At 52.6% G+C, this 17,259-nt stretch carries 19 protein-coding genes; 14 read left to right on the top strand and 5 right to left on the bottom strand.

The annotated features are described in order from the left end of the window. The first annotated feature begins 9 nt into the window (after positions 1 to 9). Both CA264_RS22250 and CA264_RS15350 read left to right on the top strand, forming a co-directional pair. A complete protein-coding gene (locus tag CA264_RS22250; RefSeq protein WP_237151131.1) occupies positions 10 to 213 on the top strand; it encodes a hypothetical protein in 204 nt (67 codons plus the stop codon). Continuing rightward, entirely contained in the window at positions 214 to 1,041 is an 828-nt protein-coding gene (locus CA264_RS15350) for a DUF4249 domain-containing protein (protein ID WP_237151130.1), read from the top strand. A 3-nt stretch (positions 1,042 to 1,044) separates the two neighbouring features. Here CA264_RS15350 and CA264_RS15345 read toward each other — a convergent pair whose 3' ends face one another. The 5 genes from CA264_RS15345 to CA264_RS15325 all read right to left on the bottom strand — a co-directional run bounded on the left by CA264_RS15345 (position 1,045) and on the right by CA264_RS15325 (position 5,576). Then, positions 1,045 to 1,761 (bottom strand): SAM-dependent methyltransferase, encoded by a 717-nt coding sequence (locus tag CA264_RS15345; protein WP_025608270.1) that lies wholly within the window; start codon positions 1,759 to 1,761, stop codon positions 1,045 to 1,047. Positions 1,762 to 1,954: 193 nt separating this feature from the next. Next, entirely contained in the window at positions 1,955 to 2,725 is a 771-nt protein-coding gene (locus tag CA264_RS15340) for an alpha/beta fold hydrolase (RefSeq protein ID WP_025608269.1), read from the bottom strand. Positions 2,726 to 2,779: 54 nt separating this feature from the next. Continuing rightward, a complete protein-coding gene (gene selD / locus CA264_RS15335) occupies positions 2,780 to 3,832 on the bottom strand; it encodes a selenide, water dikinase SelD (RefSeq protein ID WP_025608268.1) in 1,053 nt (350 codons plus the stop codon). Between the two features lies 1 nt (position 3,833). Further along, complete coding sequence (gene mnmH / locus CA264_RS15330) at positions 3,834 to 4,862, bottom strand: tRNA 2-selenouridine(34) synthase MnmH (protein ID WP_025608267.1); 1,029 nt, start codon at positions 4,860 to 4,862, stop codon at positions 3,834 to 3,836. Continuing rightward, positions 4,863 to 5,576, bottom strand: coding sequence for a pyridoxine 5'-phosphate synthase (locus CA264_RS15325; RefSeq protein WP_025608266.1), 714 nt, complete (start codon positions 5,574 to 5,576; stop codon positions 4,863 to 4,865). 180 nt (positions 5,577 to 5,756) lie between these two features. On the opposite strand from CA264_RS15325, the gene CA264_RS15320 reads away from it, so the two are divergent. The 12 genes from CA264_RS15320 to CA264_RS15265 all read left to right on the top strand — a co-directional run bounded on the left by CA264_RS15320 (position 5,757) and on the right by CA264_RS15265 (position 17,238). Further along, on the top strand, positions 5,757 to 6,218 hold the full coding sequence (locus CA264_RS15320; RefSeq protein ID WP_025608265.1) for a GatB/YqeY domain-containing protein: 462 nt from the start codon (positions 5,757 to 5,759) through the stop codon (positions 6,216 to 6,218). Between the two features lie 119 nt (positions 6,219 to 6,337). Then, positions 6,338 to 6,856 (top strand): CvpA family protein, encoded by a 519-nt coding sequence (locus CA264_RS15315; RefSeq protein WP_025608264.1) that lies wholly within the window; start codon positions 6,338 to 6,340, stop codon positions 6,854 to 6,856. A gap of 108 nt (positions 6,857 to 6,964) precedes the next feature. Beyond that, positions 6,965 to 7,546 carry an anthranilate synthase component II gene (locus CA264_RS15310; RefSeq protein ID WP_025608263.1) on the top strand — a complete coding sequence of 194 codons (582 nt, stop codon included), beginning with the start codon at positions 6,965 to 6,967 and terminating at the stop codon, positions 7,544 to 7,546. Between the two features lie 39 nt (positions 7,547 to 7,585). Next, the gene (locus tag CA264_RS15305) at positions 7,586 to 8,359 is read left to right on the top strand and encodes an alpha/beta fold hydrolase (protein WP_025608262.1); all 774 of its coding nucleotides are present in this window, start codon (positions 7,586 to 7,588) and stop codon (positions 8,357 to 8,359) included. Then, a complete protein-coding gene (locus CA264_RS15300; protein ID WP_025608261.1) occupies positions 8,356 to 9,021 on the top strand; it encodes a CBS domain-containing protein in 666 nt (221 codons plus the stop codon). The genes CA264_RS15305 and CA264_RS15300 overlap by 4 nt, the downstream gene beginning before the upstream one ends. 11 nt (positions 9,022 to 9,032) lie before the next feature. Beyond that, the gene (locus CA264_RS15295; RefSeq protein WP_025608260.1) at positions 9,033 to 10,421 is read left to right on the top strand and encodes a BamA/TamA family outer membrane protein; all 1,389 of its coding nucleotides are present in this window, start codon (positions 9,033 to 9,035) and stop codon (positions 10,419 to 10,421) included. Between the two features lie 10 nt (positions 10,422 to 10,431). Continuing rightward, positions 10,432 to 11,319 carry an NAD kinase gene (locus tag CA264_RS15290; protein ID WP_025608259.1) on the top strand — a complete coding sequence of 296 codons (888 nt, stop codon included), beginning with the start codon at positions 10,432 to 10,434 and terminating at the stop codon, positions 11,317 to 11,319. Positions 11,320 to 11,435: 116 nt separating this feature from the next. Further along, positions 11,436 to 12,428 carry a DUF6089 family protein gene (locus tag CA264_RS15285; RefSeq protein WP_025608258.1) on the top strand — a complete coding sequence of 331 codons (993 nt, stop codon included), beginning with the start codon at positions 11,436 to 11,438 and terminating at the stop codon, positions 12,426 to 12,428. A gap of 88 nt (positions 12,429 to 12,516) precedes the next feature. Beyond that, positions 12,517 to 13,242: a type IX secretion system protein PorG gene (gene porG, locus CA264_RS15280; protein WP_237151129.1), complete on the top strand. Its 726-nt coding sequence runs from the start codon at positions 12,517 to 12,519 to the stop codon at positions 13,240 to 13,242. Between the two features lie 59 nt (positions 13,243 to 13,301). Continuing rightward, a complete protein-coding gene (locus tag CA264_RS15275) occupies positions 13,302 to 14,045 on the top strand; it encodes an isoprenyl transferase (protein WP_418313991.1) in 744 nt (247 codons plus the stop codon). Between the two features lie 11 nt (positions 14,046 to 14,056). Continuing rightward, positions 14,057 to 16,555: an outer membrane protein assembly factor BamA gene (gene bamA, locus CA264_RS15270; protein WP_025608255.1), complete on the top strand. Its 2,499-nt coding sequence runs from the start codon at positions 14,057 to 14,059 to the stop codon at positions 16,553 to 16,555. Positions 16,556 to 16,572: 17 nt separating this feature from the next. Continuing rightward, positions 16,573 to 17,238 (top strand): OmpH/Skp family outer membrane protein, encoded by a 666-nt coding sequence (locus CA264_RS15265; protein ID WP_025608254.1) that lies wholly within the window; start codon positions 16,573 to 16,575, stop codon positions 17,236 to 17,238. The last annotated feature ends 21 nt before the right edge of the window (positions 17,239 to 17,259 follow it).

Raw genomic sequence — 17,259 nt, 5'->3', positions numbered from 1 at the left:
CCGAGCCCCATGAAAATAAGCTTTTTTATACTTGCGCTGGTCTTGTTGGTCAGTTGCATCGACCCTTTGGACTTCAGGAGCAGCGAGCAGGGGGAGCACCTGGTGGTGGAGGGCAGCTTCACCAATGCTCCGGAGCAGAACTACGTGCGCCTGAGCTACTCCCGGCCCTACGCCGACCCCTACACCCAGTTTGTGCTGGACGCGGAGGTGTAAGTGACCAGCGCCGAGGGGGAGCGCTACCGCTTCGCCAACGACGGCGACGACGGCAACTACTTCCCGGTGCAACCGCTGGAGGCGGCCGGGGTGGTGGGTCATACTTACACGTTGCACATCGAGGTAGGGGGCAGAGTATACAAATCTAATCCTGTTACACTAAAGGGGCCAGTGCCTATAGACTCCATACATGCTGAGGTAGACGAGCAGGTATTTTCTTTTCCAAGGTATAAGGAGCGTAAAGTTCTGCCTGGCTATAAAGTTCTGGTAGATTATCAAGACCCGGCTGATGTAAAGAACTTCCTTCGGTGGACGTTTGAGAGCATCTACGAAGTAGAAACAGAGCCGCGCGACTTTGTTGACAGCCTTGGCCGGCCTGCACCAAAAAACTGCTGCACCCGATGCATCATCTCAGAAAGACCAGACAGGTTTAAAGTCCTCAGCGACCGCCTGGCGAACGGGCAAAAGAGGGGCAATCAGGAAATACTCTTTATCCCGTTTGAGAGATATATAACAAAAAAATATAAGCTAAGGGTGTATCAGCATGCTATTACAGAGCAGGCCTATGAGTTCTTTCGAATTATGGAGCAGCAGAAAGAAACTACTGGCACGGTGTTCGACCCGCCCCCTGCTGAATTAAAAGGGAATATGTTCAATGTAAACGATGAAGATGAGCAGGTGATAGGCTTCTTTGACGTGTCTGCTGTCAGTGTGGAAGAAATCGTATTCCTTCTGGAGGATATAGCTTATCCAGTCCCAGACTTTATCTATCCAGATGACTGTTGTACGCTTCCAGGTGCTAGTGCTGAGATACCGGAGGATTGGTAAAGGTTACCTATAAATCAAAAAAACCGCCGGTTGCTTATGTATATCCGGTAGCTTTCCCTTCCACTGGCTGATGCTTTTGGTCTGGATAAACTCGTGTTCAGGTGAGGTGATGTTGGCCGCTATACAGAGTTTGGTGTCGGGGTGGAGGGTTGTGAGGAGGTCTTCGAGCAGCTTGTTGTTGCGGTAAGGCGTTTCCATGAAGATTTGGGTCTGGTTACGCTGCTGCATTTCCTTCTCCAGTTGGCGCAGCGCCTGCAGCCTGTCGCGTTTCTCGATGGGCAGGTAACCGTGGAAACAGAATTGCTGACCGCTAAAGCCACTGGCCATCAGGCTAAGAAGTATAGCTGAGGGGCCTGCAAAAGGTACTACTTTTATACTTTTCTGGTGCGCATACTTTACCACTTCAGCACCGGGGTCGGCTACACCGGGGCAGCCTGCCTCTGAGATGATGCCTGCATCCAACCCTTGTTCCAGCAGCGGCTTCAGTGAAGCCTGTACTTGTGCCGGCGTAGCATCTTTATCAATCTGCACAAAAGTAAGCTGCTCAATGACCAGTTCCGGGCAAATGCTTTTGACGTAGCGGCGTGCGGTACGCAGGTTCTCCACAATAAAGTATGTGAGGTTGCGCACGGTATCTTTCACCTGTGGCGAGATAATTTGGTCCTGCGTGTCTTCTGCAAGTATGGTTGGGATGAGGTATAAGGTGCCGGTCTGTTTCATAAAGCAAAGGTAAAGCTATTTATCTGAATCAGGATTTTCAGGATGGGGAAGGATGTACAGGATTTATAAAACAATCTGCTCTGATGTACAAATCATTCTATACTTTAGAAGCTCATCCTGTTTATCTACAAATCCAGTAAATCCTGATTCAGACAATGCATCCTTCTCATCCTAAAAATCCTGATCCAGGTAACTAATCGGCGTCAATAAATCTGGTAACAAGGTCGTATACTTCATCCGGAGCCTCGGCGTGTACCCAGTGCCCCGCATTCGGGATGGTTTCTACCTCCACCAGCGAGAACAGGCGCTCAATGTTATCGTAAATATCTTCCTGCTTGATATACCTGGACTTGCCCCCTTTTATAAAGAGCGCGTGCTTCTTAAACGGCACCTCTGCTGTAATGGCAGCGGCTATATTCTCGTAATTCTTGTCTATGGCATCAAGATTCATGCGCCAGCCGAAGGTGTTGTCTTCCTTGCGGTAGATGTTCTTCATCAGGAATAAGCGTACATCCGGCTCTTTGATGGTTTTGGCTAACTGGTCATCTATGTCGCTACGGCTGGTGGTAGTGCTAAGGTCTACTGATTGCAAGGCTTCAATAATGTCATCGTGGTGCGGTGGGTATGCTTTGGGGGCAATGTCTACCACGATCAGCTTTGTAAGGCGCGTTGGGTAATTCAGCGCGTAATTCATCGCCACTTTGCCGCCCATCGAGTGGCCCATAATTACGGGCGTCGGAATTTTTAGGTCATCCACCAACTCCAGCACATCGGCAGCCATTAGGTCATAGTTATGCTCATCAGCGTGAGGTGAGCGGCCGTGGTTGCGCAGGTCTACCAGAAATACGTTGTAATGCTCAGCCAAACGCTTCGCTAAAGTTGCCCAGTTATCTAATGTGCCAAACAGGCCGTGCAGTATCAGCAGCGGCTGGCCGTGGCCCATTTCTTTATAGTGTAGTTTCATTTATTCCAAGAATCAATTATCAAGTAACAGTTGTTTGGTTAGGCTTACGGAAGTCTAAATCACTCGGATTAATTTCTCTTCACCCTGCCGCTCCTTCAGCACGCCTAGCGGCTCCAGCTGTAAGTTATACTTACGGAAAATCTCCAGTACCTCATCCCGACCTACCGGGTCAACGGCTACTAAGAGGCCGCCGCTTGTTTGCGGATCGCAGAGCAGGTGTTTTTGGTCTGGGGTGAGATCGGCTAACTTATGGCCGTAGCTGTCGAAGTTGCGGAGTGTGCCGCCGGGTATGGCTTTTTGCGCCAGGTATTCCAGTGCTTCAGGTATAACCGGTACTTTATCGAAGTATATTTCTGCTGTTAAATTGCTGCCCTCACACATTTCTGAAAGGTGGCCCATCAAACCGAAACCAGTTACGTCGGTCATGGCTTTTACCTGTGGCAGTTGCCCTAGCTCTGCACCAATCTTGTTGAGTTGCATCATTTGCTGCGGTGCCAGCTGCTCGTGCTCCGGCTTAAGTATGGCTTTTTTCTGAGAGGTACTCAGTATGCCTACACCCAGCGGTTTGGTTAAGTATAACTCGCAGCCAGCGGTGGCGGTATTGTTTTGCTTTAGGTTTTTAATGTCTACCATTCCTGTCACAGCCAAGCCAAAAATAGGCTCCGGGCTGTCTATACTATGGCCACCGGCCAACGGAATACCTGCTTCATGGCAAATACTGCGGCTGCCTTCTATCACACGCTTCGCCACTTCAGGAGCCAGTTTATCGATTGGCCAGCCCAGTACGGCTATGGCCATCATAGGTGTGCCGCCCATGGCGTATACATCCGAGATAGCGTTGGCAGAGGCAATGCGGCCAAAGTCGTAGGCATCATCTACAATCGGCATAAAAAAATCGGTGGTACTGATCACGGCACGGCCGTTGCCTATGTCATACACAGCAGCATCGTCGCGGGAGCTGTTGCCTACCAGCAGGTTTTTCTCTTCCGGATAGCTGATGTCGGAGTGCAGGATGGCATCAAGCACTTTCGGGGATATTTTACAGCCGCAGCCAGCGCCGTGGCTGTACTGGGTTAATCGTATGTTTTCAGTGGATGTATCTTCCATGTTAAAGTAGCTTATGTTTTTGAGCCAGCTGCAGCACTTGCGCAGCGTTTTCTTCAGGGTTTATACTTTGTAGCTCCAGCGGAATCAGGTGCTGGCGCTTAGCCAGGTCGAAGTTGTAGGCCTTGTCATAGTATACAAGGGCAATCTCCACCATCTTCTCCATATCACCTTCGGCAATGGCTGCCAGTGCCTCTTTAGTGGCTAACCCGCCCAGGCGTTTCTTTATTTTAAGTATGGAGGCGGCCAGTATGGCTTCATTCGTATGGCAGTATTCCTGCGCTAGCTTTTGCACCCGCAGCTTGTGCGGCACCTGCAACACAATGGTAGGAGCTGCCTGCATCTGGTCGTGCAGTGGTTTAGGCATCACGACGCGGCCAATGGTTTTGCTCTCGTCCTCCAGCCACAGCGCCTGCTGCTCGCTTAGTTGCAACAACTGCATGCCCAGCAGGTTTTCAAAATGCTCTGTGCTGGGCTGTGGCGGCATGTCTATACTTCCAAAAGCAGAACCCTTATGGTTTGCCAGTCCTTCAAGATCTATACTTTGCTGACCGAGTTGCTGTAAGTGTGGCAGTATATCTGTTTTGCCTGTGCCGGTGAGTCCGCCAAGTATAACGAGCTTGCGGGGCTTCTCAAACTGCGCGTGCATCAGGTGGCGGTAAGCTTTGTAGCCCCCTTTCAGCAAGTGCACTTTAAAGCCGGAGAAGTCGAGGAGCCAGGCCATTGCGCCGCTGCGCATGCCGCCGCGCCAGCAATGCACCAGCAGCTCTTTATCTTTTGCCAGCTTCGTTGCCTCCTTCACAAAGCCAGACATGCGTGGGCCAAAGGAATCTAAGCCGATCAAGACGGCTGGGTCGTGTCCCTGTTGTTTATAGGCGGTGCCTATTACGGCACGTTGTTTATCATCAAAAATAGGAAAAGAATGCGCCGCCGGAATATGCCCCACCTCATACTCTTTAGGTGCACGCACATCCAGCACAGGCAGCTGTGCCGCCTTCTGCATAAACTCTTCTATTGTGATTGTGTTTACCATCTATTTAAGCTGGCGCAGGTATAGCTGTATGGTATTCTCCAGCCCTAAGTATAATGCATCGCAGATAAGGGCGTGGCCTATGCTTACTTCCTGCAGGCCCGGCAGTGTCATGTGCAGGTATTTCAGGTTGTCCAGGTCCAGGTCGTGACCAGCATTCAAGCCAAGTCCGAACTCCTGTGCTTTTATGGCTGCCTCCAAGTATGGCGCAACGGCTTCTTCGCGGTTCTGCAGGAAGTTAGTCGCGTAAGCCTCTGTGTACAGCTCGATGCGGTCTGTGTTTACGGCGGCTGCGCCTTCTACCATAGGTACGATAGGGTCAACAAAAATAGACGTGCGGATGCCAAGCTCCTTCAGTTCTCCAATCACATCTGTCAGAAAATCTTTGTGTTTGATGGTGTCCCAGCCGGCGTTGGAGGTAATGGCATCCGGAGCATCGGGCACGAGGGTTGCCTGCGCTGGGCGCACTTCTTTTACCAGCTTCAGGAAGTCTGGCGTAGGGTTGCCTTCAATGTTAAACTCGGTGGTAACCACTTCTTTCAGGTCGTACACATCCTGATAGCGGATGTGGCGCTCGTCGGGGCGCGGGTGCACGGTAATGCCTTCTGCTCCGAAACGCTCACAATCTTTGGCCGCCTGCACAACATTCGGCCTGTTACCGCCGCGGGCATTCCGAAGCGTGGCTATTTTGTTTATATTTACACTCAGTTTCGTCATGGCTCTATTTACGGGCTGAATTTTTGCCCCTTGCTCGTCTTAATTTATTTGAATGACTAAATTAGTGGAATTTTGTTTAAGATGATAACCTGTGGCAGGGAGCATGGCCGCGTATAAAGAAGCCAGCGGTGCTGCAACCGGAGCATCTGGACGAAGTGAAAGGTATAAAAATCAAAAACTATGACATTAAAACAACGCGTGGACGCCGACATTAAGCAAGCTATGTTGGCCAAAGATAAAGCTCGCTTACAGGCGCTGAGAAGTATAAAATCGCAAATCCTGCTGGCCGAGACCGAGAAGGGCGGAGACGAAGGCATCAGCCAGGACACCGAGATGAAGCTGCTGACTAAAGCGGCCAAGCAGCGCCGCGAGTCTGCTGAGCTGTACGCCAAGCAGGGCCGTGCCGACCTGGAGGAGGTGGAGCTGGCAGAGCTGGCCGTGATAGAGCAGTACCTGCCCAAGCAGCTGGACGAAGGCGACCTGCGCGCGCGCCTGGTAGAGATCATCCAAAGAGTAGGTGCCACAGGCCCGTCTGATATGGGGAAGGTAATGGGCGTTGCCTCTAAAGAGCTGGCCGGTCAGGCCGACGGCCGCGCCATTTCCCAGGCTGTTGGCGCATTGCTGAATAATACCGATTTTTAAAGTATAACCTGTTGCCTTACAATGGTTAAACTGCTGTAAGGCAACAGGTTTAAGATTTAGATTGATGATCACTTCCAGAAAGTCTATTGTCTTATGTCTTGAATCTTATATCTTACTACATGAGTACCTTCGATTTCTTTTTAGCCATTCCTATTTCCTACGGGGCTTTTATGGGCTTCCGCAAGGGGCTGCTGCTGGAGCTGGTGTCTTTGGTGGCGCTGGTGCTGGCCATACTAGGCGGCCTGAAGCTGCTGGACACGGCACTGCCCGTTATGGCCGAGTTTATCGGCGATGCGCACGGTCTGCTGCCTTACGTAACTTTTCTGGTGGTCTTCGTCGGCATCATCCTGCTCATTCACCTGGGCGGCATGCTGCTGAAAAAAGTTATTGACTTTACGCCCTTCGGCCTGTTCGACAATGTGCTGGGGAGTATACTGGGCGCCCTGAAATGGTGCGTGGCCCTGAGCCTGCTGCTGTACGTGTCCGACATGGCCGGTATCGCCGTGTCGAAAGACACCGCCGACGCCTCCGCAGTATACCCGGTGGTACTCAAAACCACTCCCTATGCCCTTGATATCCTGAGCTATGTGCTCCCGTTTATCAAAGCGCTGATCACATCGCTGCGGCAGCATTTTTAAGGCCGGGAGATTCACAGATTTGCATGCTGGGAAGTAGCTGCCATCCATCGGGCTGTTATCCTGAAGCCCGCCTTCAGCCCTGCTCGTTTCTTATACTTAACGCCTGCCATGCTGCTCCTGCTCGATAACTTTGACTCGTTTACCTATAACCTGGTAGACTATTTTAACCGTTTAGGGGTAGAGGTGCAGGTGGTGCGCAACGATGTGCCGCTGCAGGAGCTACGGCAGCTAAGGTTTGAGGGCATTGTGCTCTCGCCGGGGCCGGGCGCGCCGAAAGGGGCCGGGAGCATGATGGATGTGATCCGCCACTACCACGAGCGGGTGCCGATGCTGGGCATTTGCTTGGGGCACCAGGCGCTGGGCGAGTTCTTCGGCGCGAAGCTGGAGAAGGGGCTGCGGCCCATGCATGGCAAGGTGTCGGAGATCGTTTGCGAGGATGACCCCGTCTTTGCAGGCCTGCCGCAGCGGATGCCGGTGGTGCGCTACCACTCGCTGGTGCTACGGCACACCCCGGAGAGCATCGTGCCGCTGGCGCACACGCAGGAGGGGGAGCTGATGGCCTTCCGGCACAGGGATCTGCCGCTGTACGCGCTGCAGTTTCACCCGGAGGCAGCCCTGACGACTTACGGTTTGCACATGCTCCAAAATTGGGTTAGTATTGCTAATATTGCGCACGAGTTCGACCGTTAACGTCAAACACACGTTTCTTTCAATAAGATTTTTCGATTCATGGATTTACAAGTCAGACAAGAAGGAGAATATCAGTACATAGATGAGGGAGAAGGCGAAGTACTTTTGCTGCTGCACGGGCTGTTTGGCGCCCTTAGCAACTGGAACGGCGTTGTAGAGCATTTTTCGAAAAACTACCGTGTTGTTATTCCCCTGATGCCGATCTACGAGATGCCGCTGCACAAGGCCGGCGTGCCGGGGTTGGTGAAGTTTGTGGAGAGCTTCGTGGCGCTGAAGAAACTGAAGGACCTGACCTTGCTGGGCAACTCGCTGGGCGGCCACGTGGGCCTGGTTTATACCTTGGATAACCCCGATATGGTGAAGCGCCTGGTGCTGACCGGCAGCTCCGGCCTGTTCGAGGACTCTATGGGCGGCTCCTTTCCGAAGCGCGGCAACTACGACTATGTGGAGGAGCGCGTGGGCTATACTTTCTACGACCCTAAAACAGCCACCAAAGAGCTAGTGGATGAGGTATTCTCCATCACCAACAGCAACTCTAAGTGCCTGCGCATTATCGCCATCGCCAAATCGGCGCAGCGGCATAATATGGCCAAGGATATCACAAACATAAAGGTGCCGACGTTGTTAATCTGGGGACTGAACGACACCATTACGCCGCCCTTGGTAGCCTATGAGTTCAACAGGCTCATGGAGGGCTCCGAGCTCTACTTTATAGATAAGTGCGGGCACGCCCCGATGATGGAACATCCGGAGAAGTTTAACAGTATCTTAGATAAATTCTTAGCCAAAACACCTATAACCACATCTGTATGATCGCAGAAGAACTCATCAACCAAATGATACCGCCGCTAAAGCTCTACGACACCGTAGACAAGGCTTTGCGCTGGATGGATGAGTTCAGGGTAAACGAGCTGCCGGTGGTGAGCAACCGCAAGTACATGGGCCTGGCCACCGAGCTGAGCCTGATCGAGCTGCCCGACCGCGCCCGCACGCTAAAAGAGCTGGAGCTGGAGTACCAGGAGGTGCACGTGCAGGGGCACCAGCATTTCTACGATGTGATGGAGGCGGCTATCAAAAACAAAATCCAGGTGGTGCCGGTGCTGGACGAGGAGCAGGATTACATCGGCATCATCACCATCAACGATACCCTGGCCGCCTTCGGGCAGATGTCTGCGCTGCAGGGGCAGGGCAGCATTCTGGTGCTCTCCATGCCCGAGCGCGACTACTCGCTGAGCCAGATCAGCCGCCTGATCGAGGAGGAGGGGGTGAAGATCCTCAGTGCCTACGTCTCGCCGGACGAGATGGACCCGTACCAGATCAAGCTGACGCTGAAGCTGAACACCACCGACCTGAGCCGCATCATTGCCACACTGGAACGCTTCGAGTACCGCATCACGGCCCAGTTCAACGACAACACCGAGCACGATGTGGGCCGCGACCGCCTGGACATGCTCTTCAAGTACCTCGATATCTAAGGCCGGCGGTAATGCTGCTGCGGGCATCCCTCTTTATACTTCTGCTTTTGATCGGGGCCGTTGCGCTGGCCGGGCCATGTGCTGTGCCCGCCGTCGTGGTGGCCGAGGTGGAGCTGTCCGGCAACGAGACCACGAAGCCGCAGGTGATGCTGCGCGAACTTACCTTTGCGCCCGGCGACACCATCCCGGCCGACGAGCTGGAGCCGCTGCTGGAGGAGAACCAAAAGCGCCTCTTCAACCTGCGGCTCTTTCACTATGTAAACTATACCTACACGTGCGAAGAGGGCCAGGTGCGGGTAAACTACGAGGTGCAGGAGCGCTTCTACCTGTATCCCATCCCCATTTTTGACTTTGCAGACCGCAACTTTAACGCCTGGCTGGAGAAGCGGGACTGGAGCCGCATAGACTATGGCATCAACCTTATCCGGAAGAACTTCAGGGGCCGCAACGAGGAGGTGCGCGTGCGCGTGCAGCGCGGCTTTAACAAGCGGCTGGAGCTCGGCTACCGCATCCCGTACATCTGGCGCAAGTATAACCTGGGCGCTGATTTCGCGGTGTCTGACTACCGCAGCCGCACTATAAGCTACACAAACTACAACAACAGGCAGCGCTTTTTTGAGCAGGAGGAGGGGGTGCCGATCAAACGCACGGCGGTGTCGGCCGCGCTGATCCACCGGCAGGATGTGCAACGGCAGGAAGGGCTGAGGCTGGCTTACTACAGCGAAGCCGTCTCCGACTCCGTCACCTTCCTGAACCCGGAGTACTATAAGGAGGCAAGGGGGGAGCGGCAATACCTGCGTGTGGAGCTGTACAAGGTCGTTAACCGGCGCAACAACTTTGCGTACCCTACCGCAGGCACTTACCTTGAGGCGGGAGTTTCGCAGACGCTCTTCCTGCAGCAGACGGGCTCCCCTTTTACCACGGCTCGGGCCAAGTATGTGCAGTACGTGCCGCTTTCTGACAGGCTCTTTTATATGGCGGGTGCCGAGGGGCAGCTGCGGCTTGCCGGCCGGCATGCCTTTGCCGACAACGTGGCGCTGGGCTACCGGTCCTACGTGCGGGGGTATGAGCTATACGTTATAGGCGGGCAGCACTACGGCCTTTTTAAACAGGGGCTTACGCGGCAGCTGCTGGATATTAAAAGTATAAACCTTACATTTATAGATAACCCGAAGTTCAACCACATACCTTTGTCCGTATACCTTAACGGCTTTACAGACGCCGGCTATGTAGTGGACGATGCCTTTGAGGATGGAAACCCGCTTACGAACCGCCTGCTGCTCGGAGGTGGGCTGGGGCTGCATGTGGTCACTTTTTACGACATCGTGCTGCGCCTGGAGTACACCTTGAACCGTGAGGGAGACAAAGGCTTTTACTTTAGTGCCCGATTTCCGTTTTAACCTGATTGAAATGAAAATAGCTATACTTGGCAAACCCTTCAGCGATAACATTACCCCTTTTATCCAGGCGCTCTTCGATGAGCTGCAGCGCCGGAAAACGCAGCTCTGCCTGGTAGAGCACTTCCAACTGTACCTCAAGAATACCATCAACCTGCCCACCGGCATCGAGACCTTCCGGCGGGGGGATAAGCTTCAGGATGTGGACGTGGTGCTAAGCATCGGCGGCGACGGTACGCTGCTGGATACCGTGACCTATGTGGGAGAGCAGCAGATTCCAATTCTCGGCATCAACACGGGCCGGCTTGGCTTCCTGGCCACCATCCCCTACGACAGCATCAACATCGCACTCGATGCGCTTTACAAAGGGCACTACACCTTGGATGACCGCGCTCTGATCCGCGTGGATTCCGATCAGGAGGTGTTTGAGGGCATTAACTTCGGATTAAATGAGTTTAGCGTATTAAAACGCGATTCCTCATCCATGATAGTAGTGCACACGTATATAGATGGTGAATATTTAAATTCTTACTGGGCAGATGGTCTGGTGGTGGCCACGCCTACAGGGTCAACGGGGTACTCGCTTAGCTGCGGAGGACCGTTGGTGCTGCCGCAAACTAACAATTTTGTGATTTCGCCCGTATGTCCGCATAACCTTAATGTGCGGCCTATGATCGTGTCCGATCGAAGCGTCATCTCGTTTGAAGTGGAGGGGCGGAGCAGTAGCTATTTGGCGGCTCTGGACTCCAGGTCAACACCCGTGGATATGAACGTGCAGCTAGCTGTTCGGCGGGAGGCCTTTGTGGCGAGGCTGGTAAAGCTACACCAGGTTAATTTTCTGTCTACCCTGCGAAATAAGCTCAACTGGGGCTTCGATAAGCGCAACAGTCAGATAAAGTAATATTAAATATATGGAATATCATTTCCAAGTTTGACTTTATTGACTATTTTTGTCTGAAACTAACTTGGGTTCATTGTCATCCAGCTGATACGCCATCTTTTAGATATGTTTTCGATATGAAGAAACTTTGTACGCTCTTTTTAATGCTTGTTTTCACGGCGCTGCTCATCGCACCTACTGCTGATGCGCAACGGTTTACCCAGCGCAAGAAGTACGCTTCAGTGGGGGCTACGATCGGTGCCATGAACTATTTCGGGGATATTGTGCCGGAGCCAGACTTTACGAGCTTTCGCTTTAAGTCTACCCGCCCAAGCGTGGGCATTAGCTATACCTACCGTTTCGCGCCGCGCTTTTCGTACCGTGTGGGCTTCACCTGGGGCCGTATCACCGGCGATGACGCCCTGAGCGCATCAGAGAACGAGGGAGAGAACAGAGGCCGCTACGGCAGAAACCTCTCTTTCCGCAGCGATGTCAAAGAACTGAGCGCTGTGGCGATAGTAGACCTTTTTGAGAACCGCAATAACTTCCGCCGTCGCCCGGACTTTGTGCCGTATGCGTTTGCTGGCGTTGCCGTAATGCACCATAACCCGAAGGCGTACTACGAAAATGGCTCCCGTGGTCTGGCTCCTGCGAATGATATTCCAACAGGATGGTACGAATTGCAACCTTTGGGTACCGAAGGGCAGTATGCAGATGGCGGTGATTACCCGGAGCCTTACAAGCGTGTACAGATTGTGGTGCCGTTTGGGGTGGGTGTGCGCTATAAGATCGACCGGTACTGGGACCTTAGCCTGGAAGTAGGCTGGAGAAAAACCTTCACCGACTACCTGGACGACGTAAGTACAGCCTATGCGTCAAAGGCGAATATACTGGCCGGCGGAGGCGACAACCCTACTGCCGCAGCTATTCTCTCAGACAGAAGCCCGGAGTCCGGCTTTACTGTTGTGCCAGATCCTAATGCGCCACAGGTACCTTACATGCATGTAAAAGGATACGGTACAGAGGGGTCGCAACGCGGCGAGAGCTCTGACGATGACTGGTACATCACAACGGGTGTCACTTTGAGTTATATTTTATCACCACGCATCAGAAGTCCGAAGTTTAGATAATAGAACGGACAGCGTTGCGTTGTTCAACTAAACTTTGCCTAGCTACATGACTTTGAATACTTTTAAACAGGCACTCCTTATTTGTCTCATGCTGCAAATAGGGAGTGTTTTTTTTAGCGCCGCTACTTACGCGCAAGTTACGAAAGCCGTCACCACATCAGAGATAGGAGTGGGTATAGGCGGGGCCAATTACAAAGGCGAACTGTCGCCGAACTACCGCTTTCTGAATAACCAGCCGGCCATAACCGTGTTTTACCGCCGCGACATGTCCGATGCCATTACCCTGCGCGGCGGCCTGATGGGGAGCCACCGCATCGTGGACGACAACACGTTCAGCGATGAAGCCTTCGATGACCGGCCGTTTCATAAGTACCGCGACGCAGAGCTGCGCCTGAGCCTGCTGGAGGTTTCGGCGGTAATGGAGTACAACTTCCTGGATTACTATGACCGCCGCCAGAACCCGCGCCTTTCGCCTTACGTCTTTGTCGGTATAGCAGGGCTTGCTTACAACAAAAAGCTAACAGCAGCGGTGGATGGCCTTGACGAGCCCTACGAGACAGATTTGGCCATAGCCATACCCTTTGGTGTGGGGCTAAAATACGCCCTCAGCAAGCACTGGAACCTGGGGCTGGAGTTTGGAGCACGGAAGCTGTTTACGGATAAGCTGGATTACCTGGCCGAGGAAACAGAAGCCTACCTTGCCAATCCCCACGACAACGACTGGTATTTCTACAACGGCATAAGCATCTCCTACACTTTCTACCGCAATAACTGCCCTCCTGTTTACAAGAATAAGCCTGGCTTGCTAGATTAAGTAGCAATCATTCACGAATTTGTCTTGCTTTTTGTAACTTGCAAGGAAATTGTGTTTTAATGAATCTGAAGGAGAAAGTAGACTTAGGCAATTTACCAAGGCACATCGCCGTTATCATGGACGGTAACGGGCGTTGGGCGAAGCGAAGGGGCGGACTACGTATCTTTGGGCACCAGAATGCCATTAAAGCTGTGCGCGATACCGTAGAGGCTGCAGCCGAACTGGGGATAGAGTACTTAACCATGTACGCTTTCTCTACCGAGAACTGGTCCAGGCCCGCAGAAGAGGTATCGGCATTGATGACGCTGCTGGTGTCCACCATTCGCAAGGAAGCAGCCACTCTCAACAAGAACAACATCCGGTTACAGACCATTGGCAACACCTCCAGCCTGCCGAAGGCATGCCAGCGTGAGCTCAATGAGGCCATAGAGATGACACAGCACAACTCGCGCATGACGCTCGTGCTGGCCCTGAGCTACAGCGGCCGCTGGGACATTACACAGGCGGTGCAACGCTTGGCCAACGAGGTGGGTCAGGGGAATATAGCGCCTGATGCAATAGATGAGTCCGCTGTTGCCGGCTATCTTTCTACGGCAGGCATGCCCGACCCGGAGCTGCTCATTCGGACGAGCGGCGAGATGCGCATCAGCAACTTCTTGCTCTGGCAATTAGCTTATACTGAATTATACATCACAGAGTTGCTCTGGCCTGATTTTAGAAAAGAGCATCTTTACGAGGCAATAATATCTTACCAGGGGCGCGAGCGCCGGTTTGGTAAGACAAGTGAACAAATAGTTAAGTGATAAATACACTAATGACAAGATGCATCTGGATGCTGGTGTTTCTGCTAATGGCAGGCACGGCCTCTTCTCAAGTACTGGACAACCCTGCCCAGTCGTCTCCTATTGATTATCAGCAGCCGCGCCAGTACCGCATTGGGGATATTGCTGTCAGCGGGTACAAGTTTCTGGACCCGATCGCCCTTACCTCGCTCACTGGCCTGAAGGAGGGAGACATGATCACTGTGCCTGGCGAAGACATAAGCCGTGCCATTCAGAACCTGTGGGACCAGGGGATATTGGGAGATGTGGATGTGTCTGCGCGAACCGAGGGCGATGTCATCTACCTGACCTTTAACCTGACGGAGCGCCCCCGCCTGTCTAACTTCCGCTTCTCCGGCATTAACAAGTCGCAGTCCGAGACCCTGAGGGAAAAGGTGCCGTTGCAAAAAGGCCGCATCGTTACGGACGCCGTACTGAACAGCACGCGAAACGCCGTACGCGAGTACTACATCGATAAAAGCTTTCTGAACGCTAAGGTAAACATCACACAGCGGCCGGACTCCGTGTTGCCGAACAGCGTGGTGCTGAACATCCATGTGGATAAAGGCGACAAAGTAAAGGTGGGCGATATTGAGATTGTCGGTAACGAGGCTTTTTCAGATAAGAAACTGGAGCGCCAGCTAAAGAACACGAAAGAAAAGCGCTTCTATAAGATATTCTCCTCTTCTAAGTTTAACCGCACCAAGTTTGAGGAAGACAAAGAGTCGCTGCTTGCGTTCTACAACAGCCAGGGCTACCGCGACGCAACCATTGTATCAGACTCTGTCTACCGTATCAGCGACGACCGCCTGGGCGTGCAGATCACAGTGGATGAGGGGCAGCGCTACTATTACAGAAATATCACCTGGACGGGCAACTACCTGTATGACGATGCCTACCTGGCGCGCGTACTGGGCATAGAGAAAGGCGATGTGTACGACCAGCAGGAACTGGAGAAGCGCCTTACCTACAACCCGGCCGGTGTGGACGTGTCCGCGCTCTACCAGAACGACGGCTACCTGTTTTCGAGCATTGACCCGGTGGAAGTACGCGTAGAGGGCGATTCCATTGACCTGGAGATGCGTGTAACCGAAGGGCCACAGGCCACAATCGACAAGATCATCATCACAGGCAACGATAAGACAAGCGACCACGTGATTCTGCGTGAGATCCGTACTTTGCCTGGCCAGAAGTATAGCCGCGACGACCTGATCAGAACAAGAAACGAACTGGCAGCATTAGGTTACTTCGACCCGGAAACGATTGGCCTGAACCCAATCCCGAACCCGGCAGAAGGTACCGTGGACATTGCCTATAGTGTAGTGGAGCGCCCGAATGACCAGATTAGCTTATCAGGCGGTTGGGGTGGCCCTATCGGTGCAGTAGGTACCGTAGGCCTGACGCTCAACAACTTCTCTACGCGTAAAATGCTGGACCTTTCGGAGTGGAGACCGATCCCTACGGGAGATGGCCAGCGCCTGTCCCTGAACATCCAGGCGAACGGTAAGTACTACCAGTCGTACTCTCTTTCTTTCACGGAGCCGTGGCTAGGAGGGCGTAAGCCAAACTCACTTACCGTTAGCTTGTACAGAACCATCTACAGGAACGCGTCTAGCTATTACAATACAGCCGATAACAACATAAAGAGCCGTTTGGATGTATTGGGTGGTGCCGTAAGCCTGGGCCGACGCCTGAACTGGCCGGACAACTACTTCTACATGAACCACTCGCTGTCCTACAGCCGCTATACCCTGGATGACTATCCTCTGGCGGCTAACTTTACAGACGGTACATCAAACAGTATATCCATAGTAAACACGATCGGGCGCTCAAGTGTGGACAACCCTACCTTCCCGAGACGTGGTTCCTCTTTTACCCTAAGCCTGAACCTTACGCCGCCGTACTCGCTGTTCTCTGACCGGGATGACGATGACTATGAGTTTATCGAATTTAACAAATGGATGTTCGATGCCTCATACTTTATAAACGTGGCAGGGAATTTGGTATTCAACACAAGAGCGCACTTCGGCTTCCTGGGCACGTACGGCTCCGGTGAGGTTGGCCCTTTTGAACGCTTTAAAGTAGGTGGCGCAGGCCTTGGAGGCGGTAACGTGTTCGTCGGAACAGAGTACATCGGTCTGCGGGGTTATGAGGATGAGAGTGTGGTAAACACCAACAATGACAATGAACTGCTGAGCTCCGGTGGTATTGCCTACAACAAGTTTGTATTTGAGGCACGCCAGCTGATATCGCCAAACCCGGCCGCCACAATTTATGGCCTGGCTTTTGTTGAGGCAGGTAATAACTTTGGCAGCTATAAAAACTATAACCCGTTCAAGCTGTATCGCTCAGTGGGGGTAGGTGCAAGGATATTTATGTCTGCGTTTGGTTTGCTGGGCTTTGACTACGCCTGGAGACTGGATACGCTGCCTGGCCAGATGGATGATAAGCGTGGCATGTTCCACTTTATCATAGGGCAGCAGATACGCTAAACCGGAAGTGAATTAGTATGAAAAAGTTTTTGTTCATCTTTTTAGCAGGCTTTTTGCTGGCTTCTGTTTCGCAAGCTCAGAAGATTGGCTATATTGACTCTAACTTCATCCTGAGTAAGATGCCTGCTTACAACCAGGTGCAGCAGGAGATGGACAAATATGCCCAGGCCTGGCAAAGCGAAATTGAGCAGCTGCAGCAGCAGGTTGACAAGCTGAAACAGGAGTACCGCGCTGAGGAGGTCCTGCTCACAGAGGAGATGAAGCAGAAACGGCAGACCGAAGTAACCAAGAAAGAAAACGAATTGCGCGACTACCAGCGCAAAGTCTTTGGTTACGAAGGCATGATGTTTAAGCGGCGGCAAGAGCTGATGCGCCCCATCCAGGACGAGGTATTTGAGGCTGTAGAGAAAGTGTCCAAGTCCAAAGGCATCCAGATGATGTTCGACAAATCGGGTGACCTGGTGATGATCTACACCAACCCTGTGCACGATTACACGGAGTACGTGCTGGAGGAACTGGGCCTCGCCTCTGACCGAGCGAATACACCGGGCCAGCAACCTGCCGATGCCATTGTGGATGACCCTGATAACCTGCCTGAGGTAGGAGAGGAGCAGGGGGAAACGCAGGAGCAACAGCAGCCAGCCACAAAGGGGAAACAGAATAGAAAGAAGCCTAACAACTAAACACCTATATATTATTAATTA

The organism is Pontibacter actiniarum (genome assembly GCF_003585765.1).
In the GTDB taxonomy this organism is placed as follows: Bacteria; Bacteroidota; Bacteroidia; order Cytophagales; family Hymenobacteraceae; genus Pontibacter; species Pontibacter actiniarum.
This window is presented reverse-complemented; position numbering and strand designations above follow the sequence as displayed.